The organism is Pseudomonas protegens, from assembly GCF_013407925.2.
Classification (GTDB): Bacteria; Pseudomonadota; Gammaproteobacteria; order Pseudomonadales; family Pseudomonadaceae; genus Aquipseudomonas; species Aquipseudomonas fluorescens_AP.
Genome location: NZ_CP060201.1, coordinates 5,060,627 through 5,076,047, shown reverse-complemented (window position 1 = coordinate 5,076,047; position 15,421 = coordinate 5,060,627). Strand labels below are relative to the sequence as shown.

15 protein-coding genes are annotated in these 15,421 nt (G+C 62.3%); 10 read left to right on the top strand and 5 right to left on the bottom strand.

Annotated features, from left to right (window positions below; all coding sequences use genetic code 11):
- Window positions 1-8: 8 nt before the first annotated feature.
- From arsC to GGI48_RS23635, 7 genes are all read left to right on the top strand, one after another.
- Complete coding sequence (arsC, locus tag GGI48_RS23665) at window positions 9-362, top strand: arsenate reductase (glutaredoxin) (protein ID WP_179600283.1); 354 nt, start codon at window positions 9-11, stop codon at window positions 360-362.
- Window positions 359-964 carry an NAD(P)H:quinone oxidoreductase gene (gene wrbA, locus GGI48_RS23660; protein ID WP_179600281.1) on the top strand — a complete coding sequence of 202 codons (606 nt, stop codon included), beginning with the start codon at window positions 359-361 and terminating at the stop codon, window positions 962-964. Before arsC ends, wrbA begins: the two co-directional genes overlap by 4 nt.
- Window positions 957-1,379 (top strand): DUF2069 domain-containing protein, encoded by a 423-nt coding sequence (locus GGI48_RS23655; RefSeq protein ID WP_179600279.1) that lies wholly within the window; start codon window positions 957-959, stop codon window positions 1,377-1,379. Before wrbA ends, GGI48_RS23655 begins: the two co-directional genes overlap by 8 nt.
- A 98-nt stretch (window positions 1,380-1,477) precedes the next feature.
- Window positions 1,478-2,149, top strand: coding sequence for a DNA-3-methyladenine glycosylase I (locus GGI48_RS23650; protein ID WP_016965680.1), 672 nt, complete (start codon window positions 1,478-1,480; stop codon window positions 2,147-2,149).
- A 620-nt stretch (window positions 2,150-2,769) separates the two neighbouring features.
- On the top strand, window positions 2,770-3,291 hold the full coding sequence (locus GGI48_RS23645) for a histidine phosphatase family protein (protein WP_016965681.1): 522 nt from the start codon (window positions 2,770-2,772) through the stop codon (window positions 3,289-3,291).
- A 340-nt stretch (window positions 3,292-3,631) separates the two neighbouring features.
- On the top strand, window positions 3,632-5,284 hold the full coding sequence (arnT, locus tag GGI48_RS23640) for a lipid IV(A) 4-amino-4-deoxy-L-arabinosyltransferase (protein WP_047305638.1): 1,653 nt from the start codon (window positions 3,632-3,634) through the stop codon (window positions 5,282-5,284).
- A gap of 112 nt (window positions 5,285-5,396) precedes the next feature.
- A complete protein-coding gene (locus tag GGI48_RS23635) occupies window positions 5,397-6,932 on the top strand; it encodes a glycosyltransferase family 39 protein (protein WP_179600277.1) in 1,536 nt (511 codons plus the stop codon).
- Between the two features lie 59 nt (window positions 6,933-6,991).
- Here the strand turns inward: GGI48_RS23635 and ttcA are convergent, their stop codons facing one another.
- Window positions 6,992-7,816 (bottom strand): tRNA 2-thiocytidine(32) synthetase TtcA, encoded by an 825-nt coding sequence (gene ttcA / locus GGI48_RS23630; protein WP_179600275.1) that lies wholly within the window; start codon window positions 7,814-7,816, stop codon window positions 6,992-6,994.
- Between the two features lie 291 nt (window positions 7,817-8,107).
- On the opposite strand from ttcA, the gene GGI48_RS23625 reads away from it, so the two are divergent.
- Window positions 8,108-8,710 carry a Yip1 family protein gene (locus GGI48_RS23625; RefSeq protein ID WP_016967577.1) on the top strand — a complete coding sequence of 201 codons (603 nt, stop codon included), beginning with the start codon at window positions 8,108-8,110 and terminating at the stop codon, window positions 8,708-8,710.
- Window positions 8,711-8,859: 149 nt separating this feature from the next.
- Entirely contained in the window at window positions 8,860-9,354 is a 495-nt protein-coding gene (locus GGI48_RS23620) for a SprT family zinc-dependent metalloprotease (RefSeq protein ID WP_179600273.1), read from the top strand.
- A 34-nt stretch (window positions 9,355-9,388) separates the two neighbouring features.
- Here the strand turns inward: GGI48_RS23620 and GGI48_RS23615 are convergent, their stop codons facing one another.
- Complete coding sequence (locus tag GGI48_RS23615) at window positions 9,389-10,570, bottom strand: CaiB/BaiF CoA-transferase family protein (RefSeq protein ID WP_179600271.1); 1,182 nt, start codon at window positions 10,568-10,570, stop codon at window positions 9,389-9,391.
- A 147-nt stretch (window positions 10,571-10,717) separates the two neighbouring features.
- Complete coding sequence (locus GGI48_RS23610) at window positions 10,718-12,049, bottom strand: dicarboxylate/amino acid:cation symporter (RefSeq protein ID WP_179600269.1); 1,332 nt, start codon at window positions 12,047-12,049, stop codon at window positions 10,718-10,720.
- Between the two features lie 333 nt (window positions 12,050-12,382).
- On the opposite strand from GGI48_RS23610, the gene GGI48_RS23605 reads away from it, so the two are divergent.
- Window positions 12,383-13,381, top strand: a complete 999-nt coding sequence (locus GGI48_RS23605) for an AraC family transcriptional regulator (protein WP_179600267.1) — start codon at window positions 12,383-12,385, stop codon at window positions 13,379-13,381.
- A gap of 14 nt (window positions 13,382-13,395) precedes the next feature.
- Here GGI48_RS23605 and GGI48_RS23600 read toward each other — a convergent pair whose 3' ends face one another.
- Together GGI48_RS23600 and GGI48_RS23595 are read right to left on the bottom strand one after the other, a co-directional pair.
- Window positions 13,396-14,742: an ATP-binding protein gene (locus GGI48_RS23600; protein ID WP_016967572.1), complete on the bottom strand. Its 1,347-nt coding sequence runs from the start codon at window positions 14,740-14,742 to the stop codon at window positions 13,396-13,398.
- The gene (locus tag GGI48_RS23595) at window positions 14,739-15,416 is read right to left on the bottom strand and encodes a response regulator (RefSeq protein WP_016967571.1); all 678 of its coding nucleotides are present in this window, start codon (window positions 15,414-15,416) and stop codon (window positions 14,739-14,741) included. The genes GGI48_RS23600 and GGI48_RS23595 overlap by 4 nt, the downstream gene beginning before the upstream one ends.
- Between the last annotated feature and the right edge of the window lie 5 nt (window positions 15,417-15,421).

The window sequence follows — 15,421 nt, the reverse complement described above, 5'->3', positions numbered from 1 at the left end:
ACCCGCACATGACCGATCTGACGCTTTATCACAACCCGCGCTGCTCGAAATCCCGCGGTGCGCTGGAACTCCTGGAACAACGCGGCCTGGCTCCGACCGTGGTCCGCTACCTGGAAACTCCCCTGGACGCTGCCCAGTTGCAGCGCCTGCTGGGCAAGCTCGGCATCAGTGCGCGCCAGCTGCTGCGCACCGGCGAGGAGGAGTACCAAGCGCTCAACCTGGCCGACGGCAGCCTCAGCGAAGAGCAATTGATTGCCGCCATCGCCGAACACCCGAAACTCATGGAACGGCCGATTCTCGAAACCGCCGACAAGGCCATCATCGGTCGTCCACCGGAACATGTGCTGGAGATTCTGCCTTGAGCGCGCCGTACATCCTGGTCCTCTATTACAGCCGCAACGGTTCGACCAACGAGATGGCCCGGCAGATTGCCCGCGGCGTCGAACAGGCCGGCATGGAAGCCCGCCTGCGCACCGTCCCGGGGGTTTCCACCGAATGCGAAGCCGTGGCCCCGAGCATCCCCGAAAGCGGCGCCTTGTATGCCAGCCTCGACGACCTGAAGCACTGCTCGGGCCTGGCCCTGGGCAGCCCGACGCGCTTTGGCAACATGGCGGCGCCCTTGAAGTACTTTCTCGACGGCACCAGCAACCTCTGGCTGACCGGCGCCCTGGTGGGCAAACCCGCCGGTGTCTTTACCTCCACCGCCAGCTTGCACGGCGGCCAGGAAGCCACCCTGTTGTCGATGATGCTGCCGCTGCTGCATCACGGCATGCTGATCACCGGCCTGCCCTACAGCGAATCGGCCCTGTTGGAAACCCGCGGCGGCGGCACCCCTTACGGGGCCAGCCATCACGCCGGAGCTGACGGCAAGAGCCCGCTGGACGAGCATGAAATCGCCCTGTGCCGAGCCTTGGGCCTGCGCCTGGCGAAAACCGCCCTGCAGTTGGAGAACGGCCGTGGCTAAGAAGCCGAAGATCCTGCCGACGGTGCAATGGCTGGAACCCCGGGTCCGCGGGGCCCGGGTCCTCAGCCTGGTCTGTTTCTTCGGCCTGGTGGGGCTGCTCTGCGGGTATTACCTGCTGGTGGCCGACCTGCACGGTGCCCGGCCCTGGGTGATCCTGCTGATCGAGTTGGTGCCACTGCTGCTGATGGCGCCCGGCATGCTCAGCGGCAGCGCCCGGGGACACGCGTGGATGTGCTTCGTGGTCAACCTGTACTTCATCAAGGGCGCGCTGGCGGCCTATGATCCGAATCGCCAGCTGTTCGGCCTGCTGGAAATGTTCGCCAGCCTGGCGGTGTTCACCTCGGCGCTGCTCTACGTGCGCTGGCGCTTCCAGCTCAACCGCCGGCTCGCCGGCGAAGGCGCTACCCCGGCCTGACACAGGCGCAAGTTCCCCGCCCCACGGGGAACTTGTATCGCCACCCAAGACCCCAACCCTGTTCAACCGACTCTCCGACCGCCCCTCCAGGAGCAGGCATGCACGATTACAAATGGCTGAATGAATACTGTCTCAACCGCTTCGGCTCCGCCGCAGCCCTGGAAGCCCAACTGCCAACCCCGGCAAGCAACGAGTATCTGCGTGGATTGAGCGCTGATCGCTACCTGTCGACACTGGCATTGCGGGTCTTTCGCGCAGGGCTGAAACACAGCCTGGTGGACGCCAAATGGCCAGCGTTCGAACAGGTGTTCTTCGGCTTCGATCCGGACAAGGTGGTGCTCATGGGCGCCGAACATCTGGAACGGCTGATGCAGGACACACGGATCATTCGTCACCTGGGCAAGCTCAAGAGCGTGCCGCGCAATGCGCAGATGATCCTCGACGTGCAACAACAGCACGGCAGTTTCGGCGCCTTCATTGCCGACTGGCCGGTGCAGGACATCACCGGGCTCTGGCAGTACCTGGCCAAGCACGGCAACCAGATGGGCGGCCTGTCGGCTCCACGCTTCCTGCGCATGGTGGGCAAGGACACCTTCATCCCCACCTGGGACGTAGTGGCTGCCCTGAATGCCCAGAACATCATCGACAAGGTGCCCAGCAGCAAGCGCGACCAGGCCCTGGTGCAGTCGGTGTTCAACCAGTGGCAAGAGGAAAGCGGGCGTCCCCTGTGCCAGCTTTCAGCGATGCTGGCCTATACCGTCAACCACTGATCCCCTCTCCCTCTGCCGCTCCTCCTTGACTGCTTCTGCCACGGACCGTGGCTGGAAGCAGTCTTGCATCGCCCTTCTCCCTCCTTTGGCTGACAGAACGCTGAACTGATGTGTAGTTTTTCCACACGGTTTTTTTTCTCAGCTACAGTTTCATCGGCTTGTCATAAACACCCGGAACAGCAGCGTTAAATAACCGCCATGCGCAGGTTCCCCAAGCCCGTCGGCTAGCGAATAACAACGTTTTTTCAAGCCAACAGGCTGAACAATTGCGGTCTGCTCTTAAACAGGCACGCGTCGCGCCATTCGTTTTTTTCACATTGCTTTCACCAATCCGCCACCTGGACTCCCTTAACTTGAGGCCAGTGACCACTCTGGTGCCGGTGCGCATGTCGGTCTGCTGCAGAACACTAGTTCCAACCCGAATTAAAAGTACTTCTCAAAAATAGATTCAGGTAAGCGACGTGCACAACAACAAACCAAGCAGCCCCCGAGCTGATACTGCCCGCATTCGACGCTCCAGAAAGATCATCATCGGTGCGGTCACTACTACCCTGATCGTCCTGATAAGCGGTTTTGTCTTGTGGCCGGCGACGCCTCTGGATCTCGCTGACAATCAGCAGATGCAACGCAGCGGAATCTATCAACACTGGCGGGCCGGAGAAGTCATCGCCCTGGTGCGTCACGCCGAGCGCTGTGACCGGTCGGCCAACCCCTGCCTGGGCCCCGCAGATGGCATCACCCGATTGGGCAATGCCACCGCAGCCGACCTGGGCAAGGCCTTCAGGACCATCGGCATGGAGCGGACCGATGTCATCAGCAGCCCCATGACCCGCACCCTGCAAACCGCACAGGCCATGTTCAATCAGGCCACCAGCACCCAGGATTGGTTGCTGAACTGCGCAGACAACTTCGAGAACGATATAAAGGCCCACAAGCTTCAGGGGCGCAATCTGATCCTGGTCACCCACAGCGGCTGCATCAGTGATCTGGAGAGCCGCATGGGCTTCGCCCATGCCCTGGCCACCGAGTACACCAGCTCGTTATTCCTGACACTGGGTGCCGATGGAAAACTGCAGATACTGGGAATACTGAACGCAAAGAGCTGGCCACAAGTACTTAAAGAAGCGCCGAACAATTTGTAACTTTTTTTGACAACAAAACAACAGACTTCATTCAGCCAATGGACAGACTAACAGCCCGCATTTAGTTGACTTTATTGCAACTTGCACTATTAGAGAGCAGTGCTTTTTATTAAAAGCGTTATAAAAAATGCAGCTATTAAAAGCCGGACAGACCTCATAGCTTCTCAAGCGATTTGCCGATGCCGTTATCGGCTGACCATCAATCCGCCCCGGCAACAAGACTTGCACGTTGAAATCCTTACCTGACTTCGAGGACAGAAATGCACCGCACTTTACCCACCCGGCTTATGGAACGAGCGCCACACCTTCAGGCAACACTGTGCGTGGGAGTAGCAACGGCATGATCAAGCGTTGGGCGTTGCCATTTCTGCTGTTGGCCTTCGGCCTGTTCTATCTGCTACCGCTGGCCAGCCATGGTCTGTGGATTCCCGATGAAACCCGCTACGCGCAAATCAGCCAGGAAATGCTGCTCAGCGGCGACTGGGTGGCGCCGCACTTCATGGGTGTCCGTTATTTCGAAAAACCCATTGCCGGCTACTGGATGATCGCCATCGGCCAGGCGGTGTTTGGCGACAACCTGTTCGGGGTGCGCATCGCCTCGGCCCTGAGCACCGGCTTGAGCGTGCTGCTGGCTTATCTCATCACTCGCCGGATGTGGAACGATCCGCGCAAGAGCTTCGCGGCGGCGCTGCTGTACATGAGCTTCGGCCTGATCGCCGGGCAAGCCGGATACTCCAACCTCGACCCGCAATTCACTCTGTGGGTCAACCTGAGTCTGGTGGCCCTGTGGTTCGCCCTGGACAGCCCAACCACTCGCGCGCGCCTCCTGGCCTGGGCGGTGCTCGGGGCGGCTTGCGGCATGGGCTTCATGACCAAGGGCTTTCTGGCCTGGCTGCTGCCGGTACTGATCGCCCTGCCCTATATGCTCTGGCAACGTCGCTTGGGCGAACTGCTGCGCTACGGGCCAATAGCGGTACTGGTGGCCATCGGCATCAGCCTGCCCTGGGTGCTCAGCGTTCACGCCCACGAGCCGGACTTCTGGCGCTTTTTCTTCTGGCACGAGCACATTCGGCGCTTTGCCGCCGAAAATGCCCAACACACCCGCCCCTGGTGGTTCTACCTGCCTCTGCTGGTCGTCTCCTGCCTGCCCTGGGCACTGCTGCTGCCCGGCACACTGATGCAGGCCTGGAAGGACAAGCGCCAGGCAAACAGCGGCTTTCTGCTGCTGTGGTTGCTGCTGCCGCTGGTGTTTTTCAGCCTGAGCCGGGGCAAGCTGCCGACCTACATCATGCCGTGCCTGCTGCCATTGGCGGTGCTCATGGGTAGCGCCCTGATCGACCGCATCGGTCAGCGCCAGGGCCGAGCCATTCGCCTCAACAGCCTGCTCAATCTGCTGATCGGCGCAGGGGCACTGGTGGCGTTGCTGGTGATCCAGCTCACCCGGCCGGTTTACGGTCACAACGAAATGCTCAGCCTGTCCCTGGTGTTCATCATGCTGATGGGCTGGATCATCGCCAACCTGCTGCCGGCCTCCAGGCCGCTGCAATACTGGCCCGCGCCGGCACTGGGGATCTGGCTGCTGGTGGCGCTGCTGCCCGCCGGCATGCCCGCGATGATCGTGCACAACGAGATGCCCGACCAGTTCATCAAGGAACACCTGGAAGAGCTCAAGCAGACCAAGACCCTGCTCAGCAATGACCTGGGAGCGGCCTCGGCCCTGGCCTGGCGCCTGCAACGTCCGCAGGTGTCGCTGTACAACACCGAGGGCGAACTGAAATACGGCCTGGCCTACCCTGATTCGCAGCAGCGCAAAGTGAGCATGGCCGACGTCGGCCAATGGATGACCGAGGCTCGCAAGCAGGGCTCCGTGGGCGTGGTCATGCGGGTCAAGAACGTGGTGGAGAACGAGGAAGTCGCACTGCTGCCACCCGGGGGCAAGCGCTATGAAGAGGGCAACCTGCTGATCCTGATCGTGCCACAGAGCCAGCCTTAGCCTGCCCGGTGAGCCAGCGTCAGCGTCGAGCCGTTCGGCGCTGACGTTTTTTTAGCTGTCCGGCCCTCCGGGCCACTGCAATCTTTTCGAGTCAGTCCATGGAAATCCGTCTATGAATCTCGACCACAGCGAGCGCAAGGCCCTGATCCTGCTTCTGGGCGTATCGGCCCTGATCCTGCTACTGGGCCTGGGCTCCCGCGAGCTGTGGGGCCCGGAAACCCGCTGGGCCAATATCGCGCTGCAGATGCTGCAGAGCGGCAACTACTTCGACCCGTATCTCAAAGGCGCGCCTTATTACGACAAGCCCCTGCCGTCCTACTGGCTGATCACCGCCAGTGCCTGGCTGATGGGCGGACTGGGGCACTGGTCATTGCGCCTGTCGTCGGTCCTCGCCGCCTGGCTGAGCATCTGGCTGGTGTACCTGATCGGCGAGCGACTGTTGCACAAAGGCACCGGCCTGATCGCCGGCTGGATGCTGGCCACCACCTTCTATTTCGCGTTCTGGGCGCGGGTGGCCACCGCCGACATTCTCACCGTATGCGGCGTACTGGCCTCTGTCTGGTGGTACTGGCGAGATCCGGACGACACCCGCCTGCGTCGTTACACGGTGTTCTTCCTGTTGCTGGCGGCCACATCGCTGCTCAAGGGGCTGATCGGTTTCGTCTTGCCGGGACTGATCCTGCTGCCTCACCTGCTCAGCCAGGGCCGCTGGAAACGCCACCTGAATCTGCGTCTATGCCTGGCCGTGGTGGTGTCCGGCCTGGTGTACATGGTGCCGTTCCTGCTGTCGCACCTGTACGGCGCACCGACCTACGGCCAAAGCGGCCTGGGCCTGGTGTTTCGGGAAAACGTCGTGCGCTTCTTCGACCCCTTCGACCATCAGGGGCCGATCTATACCTACCTGATCTACCTGCCGGCCTATACCTTGCCCTGGGTTCCCTGCTGGCTGCTCGGTCTGTGGGTTGCGGTGCGCCACTGGCGCCAGTTGCAGCCCAATGAGCGCTGGCTGGTCTGGGCCCTGGGCCTGCTGTTCCTGTTCTTCACCGCCAGCGGCAGCCGACGCAGCTATTACGTCTTGCCGCTGGTGCCCTTCGCCCAGCTATTGGGGGCCTGGTGGCTGAACCGGCATCTGCAGCAAAAACGCGCCAGCGGCAAGCCGAGCGATCGGCGCTGGGCCCTGGGCTTTGCCAGCGCGGCGGTGGTCCTGCTGTTGGTGCTGGGGGTCGCCTATCCCTGGAGCAATGGCGGCGGCGGCGTGATGCAGTTCGGCGCCCAGGTGAAAACCGAGGCCAGCCGGATAGCGCCCTGGAATCAATGGCGCATGGTGCTGGTAGAGGCGGACAACAAATTGCCGATGTACCTGCAGAACCAGGGAGATGCTTTCTACTACGTGCCGCAAACCGCGGATTTTCCGCGAACCGGCACTAGCGCCGACTTCATGGCCTGGCTGGACCAGACCAGCGGCCAGCACTGGGATCCACAGCGCACCTTGATATTCGTGCAGCAGGACAAGGATCAGCCCGTGCTCCTGGAATACCTGGGCCAGGACCATCAACTGATCCGCACACTGCCCACCCACGGTGAGCGCCTGGCGAAGAAATCCGCAGAGGGCAGCGTGGCCTTCGTGCCGCGGGTGCCGAGCGCCTGAAGGCCGGCCGCGGCGCCCCGGTATGGATGGCGCCGCCACCTTGGTTCAGCGATTACGGATCAGAGGTTCAGCACATTGACGAAGCGCGGCGTGGCGTTGTCATCGATGCGCAGGTTGGTGAAGTCGAACAGGTTGCGATCCGCCAGTTGCGACGGAATCACGTTCTGCAGGCCACGGAAGATGCTCTCGGTACGCCCCGGGCTCTTGCGCTCCCACTCCTGAAGCATCTCCTTGACCACCTGGCGCTGCAGGTTCTCCTGGGAGCCGCAGAGGTTGCACGGGATGATCGGGAACTGCTTGAGGTCGGAATAGGCCTGAATGTCCTTTTCGCTGCAGTAGGCCAGCGGACGGATCACCACGTTGCGCCCGTCGTCGGCCAGCAGCTTGGGCGGCATGGCCTTGAGCGAGCCGTTGTAGAACATGTTGAGGAAGAAAGTCTCGACGATGTCGTCACGGTGGTGACCCAGGGCCATCTTGGTCGCGCCGATTTCATCGGCGAAGGTGTACAGAGTGCCGCGGCGCAGGCGCGAGCACAGCGAGCAGGTGGTCTTGCCTTCCGGGATCAGCTCCTTGACCACCGAATAGGTGTCCTTCTCGACGATGTGGTACTCGATCCCCAATGCCTTGAGGTAGGCCGGCAGCACATGCTCGGGAAAGCCGGGCTGCTTCTGGTCCATGTTCACCGCGACGATATCGAACTTGATCGGCGCCACCTTCTGCAGGTGCAGCAGCACATCGAGCATGGTGTAGCTGTCCTTGCCGCCGGACAGGCAGACCATGACCTTGTCGCCCTCTTCGATCATGTTGAAATCGGCGACCGCTTCGCCCGCCAGGCGGCGAAGGCGTTTCTGCAGTTTGTTCTGGTTGACCGTAAGAGTGCCCATGGCGCTTGGAATCCGCGAGGTATGTGACGAAAAGCCGGGCATTTTAAGCAAAACCCCGGCCCCGTGAAAGCGCCGCAAGGGGCTATCCGGCCAGACGGGGGTAACAGACACGACCGCGATTACCCCAGTGTTTTACAGCGCAATTTGCTCTAAAGCCGCGCACATCTGAGGAGAACTCCTTCCTATACTGCGACATAAGGTCGCACACCCGCATAGACCTATACTGACCGTGCCAATTGGCTGTAAGCGCTCCGTTGGGGGGCGATGGCAACATTTAAGGAGTGACTGACCATGATTCATCATGTCGTAGGACTCTTCACCCACCCCGATCAGGAATGGCGAGAAATCCGTGGCGATGCCGAGGAAAGCATCAGTCACATGTACCTCACTCACACGCTGATTCTGGCGGCGATCCCCGCTGTCTCGGCCTTTATCGGCACCACCCAGGTCGGCTGGGTCATCGGCAACCGCGCGCCGGTGATGCTGACCATGGAAAGCGCCCTGTGGATGACCATCATGTCGTACCTGGCCATGCTCTGCGGCGTGGCGGTGATGGGCGCGTTCATTCACTGGATGGCCCGGACCTATGATGCCAGCCCGAGCCTGGCGCGCTGCGTGGCCTTTGCCACCTACACCGCGACTCCGCTGTTCGTCGGCGGCCTGGCGGCCCTGTATCCACACATGTGGCTGGGGATGATCATCGGCACCGCGGCAATCTGCTACACCGTGTACCTGCTCTACGTCGGACTGCCGACCTTCATGAACATCCCGTCCGACGAGGGCTTCCTGTTTTCCAGCTCGGTCCTGGCGGTGGGACTGGTGGTGCTGGTCGCGATCATGGCCTTCACCGTGATTGTCTGGGGCCTGGGCGTCGGCCCCGTGTACACCAACTGACGCCGCACCAATAATAATCCTCCATCTGCCAACACAGGCCGCCGCAAGGCGGCCTTCTTAATGGTCGATCCTGCGACCATTCGGCACCTGGACGATTCGGATTCGCCGGTCTTTGCGGCATACTCAGCCACTCTGGAGAGCCGTTAAGCATGCCCGAGCAACTCAATACCCGCGTCGAAGACTGTTTCCTACTCGCTGAATCCTTTTTCAAACGTCCTTTCAAACGCCCGGTGGTCAGCCTCAAGTTGCGCGGCCAGAAAGCCGGGGTCGCTCATTTGTATGAAAACCTGCTGCGCTTCAATCCGCAGCTGTACCGGGAAAACACCGAAGACTTCCTCAAGCAGACGGTGGCCCATGAAGTCGCGCACCTGATCGCTCACCAGTTGTTCGGCGAGCGCATCCAGCCCCATGGCGAGGAATGGCAACTGATCATGCGCGGGGTCTATGAACTGCCGCCCAACCGTTGCCACACCTATGCGATCAAACGCCGCAGCGTGACCCGCTACATCTATCGCTGTCCCTGCGCCGAGAGCGATTTCCCGTTTTCCGCCCAGCGCCACAAGCTGGTGGCGCAGGGGCGCCGCTACCTGTGCCGGCGCTGCCGGCACACCCTGGTTTACAGCGGGGAAACCCGAGTCGAATGACCGTGGGTGAAGAGCTTCGCCGGCAAGCCCGCGCCTAGCCGACGATCCCCTCGCGTCGAAGCGCCTCGATGCGCTCGGCGCTGTAGCCCAGCTCTGTCAGTACCTGCGTGGAGTGGGCCCCCAGTCGGGCGCCGATATGCCGCGGTTCGGGCAAGCCCTCGGAGAACTTCAGCGGACAGGCCATCTGCGCCTGGAGACTGCCGTCCTCACGGGGCACCTGACTGACCAGTCGCCGGGCCTGCAACTGCGGGTGCTGCACCGCCTCGGCCAGACTCAGGACCGGTTCGACACAGGCATCGAGCCCGGCGAACAGTTGGCAGAGCTCGGCGAAGTCGCGCTGTTCAAACTCGCTCTGCAAGGCCCGCTTGAGGGCCTGTTGCTGCTCCGCAACGGGCGACAAGCCCTGGGCCGCCAGCTCCGGTCGCTCCAGGGCCTGACACAACTGCTGCATGAACACCGGCTCCAGGCTGCCCACTGACAGCCAGCGACCATCCCGACTGCGGTAGTAGTCATAGAAACTGCCGCCGTTGAGCGCCTGCTGCTCCATCCCCGGCTCGACCCCACACGCCAGATAACCGGCGCCGGCCATGGCGTTCAGGCTGAACACACAGTCGGTCATGCTGATATCCAGGTGCTGGCCCTGGCCACTGTGCTGACGAGCGATCACCGCCGCCAAGAGGCCAATCACCCCGTGCAGCGAGCCACCGGCGATGTCCGCCGCCTGAATGCCCAGAGGCAAGGGCCCCTGATCGCGACGCCCGGTCTGGCTGGCCAGCCCGGCCAGGGCCAGGTAATTGATGTCGTGCCCGGCGCGGTCCTTGTAGGGCCCGGTCTGGCCATAACCGGTGATGGACACGTAAATCAGCCGCGGGTTGATCGCCTTCAAGGCTTCGTACCCCAGCCCCAGGCGCTCCATCACCCCCGGACGAAACTGTTCGAGGACAATGTCATGCTCCTGCAGCAGTTGCCGCACCACCTCCAGCGCTTCGGGCCGCTTGAGGTCCAGGGCCAGGCTGCGTTTGTTGCGATTGAGATAGGCGTGGCTGGCGGATACCCCCTGATCGTGGGGCGGCAGCACCCGCAACAGGTCCATGCGGGTCGGCGACTCGATGCGCAGCACCTCGGCGCCCATGTCCGCCAGCAGCAGCGAGGCGAACGGCCCCGGCAGCAGGGTGGAGAAATCCAGTACCTTGAGTGACGCCAACGGCCCTTGCATGTGCCCGCTCCTCTTGATCGACCGCCAGAGAGTAGGCAGCCGCAAGCCGTGCAACAATTACCACAACGCTCAGCCGGACTGACCGTTGCGCTCATGCACCAGGCAATAAAAAACCCGCCGCAGCGGGTTTCTTATGTTGAGCCAGGCTTACTTGATGCTTGGCGCCGGACCTTCGGCCACACCCAGATCATCCGTTTCGCGGGTGTCGCTGATACCGCGACCACCGGAAGCCAGTTCGACTTGCAGCTTGTCTTCGTCCAGCTCCTTGACCCACTTGGCGACCACCAGGGTGGCCACAGCGTTGCCTACCAGGTTGGTCAGGGCGCGAGCCTCGGACATGAAGCGGTCGATACCCAGGATCAGCGCCAGGCCGGCCACCGGCAGGTGACCCACGGCCGACAGAGTGGCGGCCAGCACGATGAAGCCACTGCCAGTCACGCCCGCAGCGCCTTTGGAGGACAGCAGCAGCACCAGCAGCAGGGTGATCTGGTGGGTGATGTCCATGTGGGTATCAGTGGCCTGGGCAATGAACACCGCGGCCATGGTCAGGTAGATCGAAGTACCGTCGAGGTTGAACGAGTAGCCGGTAGGGATCACCAGGCCGACCACCGACTTCTTGGCACCCAGGCGCTCCATCTTGATCAGCATGCGCGGCAGCGCCGACTCCGAAGAGGAAGTACCCAGCACGATCAGCAGTTCTTCGCGGATGTAGCGGATCAGCTTGATCACGCTGAAGCCGTGGGCGCGGCAGATCGCCCCCAGGACCACCAGCACGAACACCACGCAGGTGATGTAGAAGCAGATCATCAGTTGGCCCAGCTGCACCAGGGAGCCGACGCCGTAGGCACCGATGGTGAAGGCCATGGCGCCCAGCGCACCCAGGGGCGCCAGCTTCATGATCATGTTGATGATGTTGAACATCACGTGGGCGAAACGGTCGATGAAGTCCAGCACCGGCTTGCCATAGGCGCCCAGGCGATGCAGGGCGAAACCGAAGATCACCGAGAACATCAGCACTTGCAGGATGTCGCCGTTGGCAAAGGCACCGACGATGGTGGTCGGAATCACGTTGAGGATGAAGCCGACGATGCTCTGGTCATTGCCCGCAGTCACATAGGCCGCGACTTTCGAGGCATCCAGGGTCGAAGCGTCGATATGCATGCCGGCACCCGGCTGCACCACGTTGACCACGATCAGGCCGATCAGCAGGGCGATGGTGGAAACGATTTCGAAGTACAGCAGCGCATAGCCGCCGGTCTTGCCGACCGACTTCATGTTCTGCATGCCGGCGATACCACTCACCACGGTGCAGAAAATGATGGGGGCAATGACCATCTTGATCAGTTTGATAAACCCGTCACCCAGGGGCTTGAGGGCCACGCCGGTCTGAGGATAGAAGTGACCGAGCAGGATGCCGATGGCGATGGCAACGATCACCTGGAAATACAGGGATTTGTACAGTGGCTGACGAGTCGTCATTGCAAAGTTCCTCAAGAGCCCCGGCATGCAGCTTCCATCGATGCATGCGGTGCCTAAAGTGCGAACCCTCCTGCACTGGAGGGATTTGTTGTGTCGAGCTGCGTGCTGGCAGATCTTCCGGCTCTATCGCAAAGCCCGTGCCACCTTGCCCAAAAGCCCTGCAGGCCTTTAGACATCAAGGGGGCGGGCCGATCCTTGCATTGATTGCACCCGGCAAAGCTGGCGGATATCCGCCCATTCACCAGGTTTCGTCCTACAATTTGGCGGATATCCGCCTTGTTCCCTCATCAGGGGGCTGGCTAACATCCGCCACTCAATGGACGGACCAGCCTCATGCGCGAACGCACCATCGCCAGCCACTTTGCCCGCGCCGCCCTGGGCGGGGCGCGCCGTCGCGGTCACGATTGCGAGCCGCTGCTGCAGCGACTGGGCATCAGCCCGGAGCTGTTGAACCAACCCAAGGCACGCATCGCTCCCGAGCAGTTCACCAGCCTGCTGCAACACCTGTGGCTGGAACTGGACGACGAATACCTCGGCTTCGCCAATGGCCCCAGCAAACGCGGGACATTCGCCATGATGTGCCACGCCCTGATCCACTGCCGCACCTTGGAAAAAGCACTGCAGCGCGGCTTATTGTTTTATAGCTTGTTTCCGGAAGCTCCGCGCCTGAGTCTGACGCGTGAAGGAGAAATGGCTCGACTGAGCCTGGATGATTCTGAGTTGTGGGATCCCGAGCACTTTCTCAGCGAAAGCCTGCTGGTGATCTGGCACCGCCTGGGCAGTTGGTTGATCGGCCAGCGCATTCGCCTGGAGCAGGCCGGGTTCAGCTATCCGAAACCCGAACACGCCGCGGAATACGACCTGCTTTTCCCCTGCCCCCTGGTATTCGCCCAGCAACGCAGCAGCCTGCTGTTACACAGCCGCTACCTGGGCATGCCGCTGCTGCAGGATGAACGCACCCTCAAGCACTTCCTCGCACGCTCCCCCGCCGACCTGCTGTCGCGACCGGACGAGGGCGACAGCCTCAGCAGCCAACTGCGCCGCCTGCTCAGCCACGACCGCAAGCGCTGGCCCGACCTGGAAAGCGTCGCGCAGCACCTGCACGTCAGCCCGCAGACCCTGCGCCGACACTTGCGCGAGGAAGGCTCGAGCTTTCAGGGGTTGAAGGATGAACTGCGCCGCGACATTGCCATCTTCCACCTGGGCCGCGCCGACCTGTCGTTGCAACAGATCGCCGAGCACCTGGGTTTTTCCGAACCTTCGGCGTTTCATCGGGCGTTCAAGAAATGGACCGGCCTGACCCCGGGCGCCTATCGAGCCCAGGACCGCTAGCCCAGCGCTTCGCGCTAGAGGGCCGGGAAGTGAATGCGAAATGCCGCCCCGCCCAGGGCCGAGTCCCCGAGGGTCAACTGCGCGCCGTAACTCTCGATGATGTCCTTGACCACCGCCAGGCCAATGCCCTGCCCCGGGTGCTGGCGATCCAGACGCTCACCGCGCTGGAGAATCCGCGCCCGCTGATCCGGCGGCACGCCGGGACCGTCGTCCTCCACGCACAATTCGGCGCCGTCGAGAGTCTCGCGCACGCTGATGCGCACCGAGCCCAGGCACAGGCGGTAGGCGTTCTCCAGCAGATTGCCGAGCAACTCCAGCAAGGCACCCTGTTCGATCGGCACATAGCAGTGCTCGGGCAAATCGAATGACACCCGCACCTGTTTGTCGCGATAGACCTTGTCCAGGGTGTCGCACAGGCTTTGCAGCACCGGCCGCAGCCGCACCTGATGGCGCACCAGGCCGCTCTTGCGCAGGCTGGCCCGTTGCAACTGATAGCTGATCTGCTGGCTCATGCGCTCGATCTGCGCTTGCAGGACCCAGGCCTGCTCCCGGTCCTGAGGCCGCTGCGCCATGTCCTCGCTCACCCCTTGCAACACCGTCAGCGGGGTTTTCAGGCTGTGGGCCAGATCATCCAGGGAGTCCCGATAGCGGCTGCGCTGTTCGCGCTCGCTTTGCAGCAAACGGTTCAAGGAGCCGGTCAGGCGCAACAGCTCCCGTGGGTGTTCCTCGCTCAGGCTCTGGCGGGTGCCGCTTTCGATCTGGTCCAGCTCCTGACTCAGGCGTCGCAGGGCCTGCAAGCCCCAGGTCAGGCCCATCCAGAGCAGCGCCAGAAGCACCAGCAATGCCGCGCCAAATCCCAGGTAGAGGTTCTCCCGCACGCCTTCGAGAGTCTGCTGGTACTCGCGCACCGGCTGCAGCGCGACAATGCTGAAGGCCGCGTTCTTGCCCCCCAGCAGCTTGATCTCGACGTCGTAGACGAAGAACTCCTGGCCATTGGCTTCGCGGATCCTGGCGAACTCGTTGCCACGCCCGTCGTACCGCGGACGGTAGTTGATGTTCTCTTCCTGGGTGGCCCGGGAGCGCCAGACCAGGTGCCCCTCGCGATCAAAGATGTAGCCCAGCAGGCGGCTGTCGGCGAGATTGAAGCGCTCGTCGGGCAGCTGGGCAGGCATCTGCAGGCGATTGTTTTCGATCCGCGCCGCCGAAATCAGGGTGGTGACGTCGGAGGCCAGGCGCTGTTCGATGGAGTCCTGCAGCGCCAGGCTGAACGCGCCCTGCATGGCCGGCAGCAACGCCAGCATGAACAGCACCGCCAGGGTGGTGGCGGCCAGCATCAGCCGCAGGCGCAGCGATCGAATCATCGGCAGCGCTCGTTGAACAGGTAGCCCAGGCCACGCACCGTATCGATGGGCTTGAAGCCCGAAGGCGCTTCCAGCTTGCGCCGCAGGCGCCCCACCAGCACCTCGATGACATTCGGATCGCGCTCGTCGTCGTCCGGGTACAACTGCTCCATCAAACGGTCCTTGGCCACCACCTGCTGGTGATGGCGCATCAGGTATTCGAGGATCCGGTACTCATAGGCGGTCAGCGCCAGGGGCTGCTCATCCAGGGACGCCTGTTTGCGGTTCAGGTCCAGCAACAGCGGCCCGGCCACGATGGTCGACTGGGTAAAGCCGCTGGAGCGCCGCAGCAACGCATTGAGGCGCGCGTCCAGCTCCTCGAACTGGAAGGGCTTGACCACATAGTCGTCGGCACCGGCGGCCAGACCTTCGACCTTGTCCTGCCAGTTGCCGCGAGCGGTGAGGATGAGGATCGGAAATGCCTTGCCCCGGGCGCGCAGCTGGCGGATCAGATCCAGCCCGCCCATGCCGGGCAGGCCCAGGTCGATCACCGCCAGGTCGTGATTGAACTGCTCGGTCTGGTACAACGCCTCCTCGGCGTTCGCCACGGACTCGACCACATGACCGCTGTCGGTGAGGCGGGTTTGCAAATGATGGCGCAACAGCGCCTCATCTTCGACGACCAGCAATTTCATAACGC

Excerpts from the sequence above, each read along its gene's own strand:
- ttcA (WP_179600275.1), bottom strand. The coding sequence starts at position 7,816 with ATGGGCACTCTTACGGTCAACCAGAACAAACTGCAGAAACGCCTTCGC.
- GGI48_RS23600 (WP_016967572.1), bottom strand. The coding sequence starts at position 14,742 with ATGATTCGATCGCTGCGCCTGCGGCTGATGCTGGCCGCCACCACCCTG.
- GGI48_RS23610 (WP_179600269.1), bottom strand. The coding sequence starts at position 12,049 with ATGACGACTCGTCAGCCACTGTACAAATCCCTGTATTTCCAGGTGATC.
- GGI48_RS23650 (WP_016965680.1), top strand. The coding sequence starts at position 1,478 with ATGCACGATTACAAATGGCTGAATGAATACTGTCTCAACCGCTTCGGC.
- arsC (WP_179600283.1), top strand. The coding sequence starts at position 9 with ATGACCGATCTGACGCTTTATCACAACCCGCGCTGCTCGAAATCCCGC.
- GGI48_RS23635 (WP_179600277.1), top strand. The coding sequence starts at position 5,397 with ATGAATCTCGACCACAGCGAGCGCAAGGCCCTGATCCTGCTTCTGGGC.
- GGI48_RS23605 (WP_179600267.1), top strand. The coding sequence starts at position 12,383 with ATGCGCGAACGCACCATCGCCAGCCACTTTGCCCGCGCCGCCCTGGGC.
- GGI48_RS23625 (WP_016967577.1), top strand. The coding sequence starts at position 8,108 with ATGATTCATCATGTCGTAGGACTCTTCACCCACCCCGATCAGGAATGG.
- GGI48_RS23615 (WP_179600271.1), bottom strand. The coding sequence starts at position 10,570 with ATGCAAGGGCCGTTGGCGTCACTCAAGGTACTGGATTTCTCCACCCTG.
- GGI48_RS23645 (WP_016965681.1), top strand. The coding sequence starts at position 2,770 with ATGCAACGCAGCGGAATCTATCAACACTGGCGGGCCGGAGAAGTCATC.
- arnT (WP_047305638.1), top strand. The coding sequence starts at position 3,632 with ATGATCAAGCGTTGGGCGTTGCCATTTCTGCTGTTGGCCTTCGGCCTG.
- GGI48_RS23620 (WP_179600273.1), top strand. The coding sequence starts at position 8,860 with ATGCCCGAGCAACTCAATACCCGCGTCGAAGACTGTTTCCTACTCGCT.
- GGI48_RS23595 (WP_016967571.1), bottom strand. The coding sequence starts at position 15,416 with ATGAAATTGCTGGTCGTCGAAGATGAGGCGCTGTTGCGCCATCATTTG.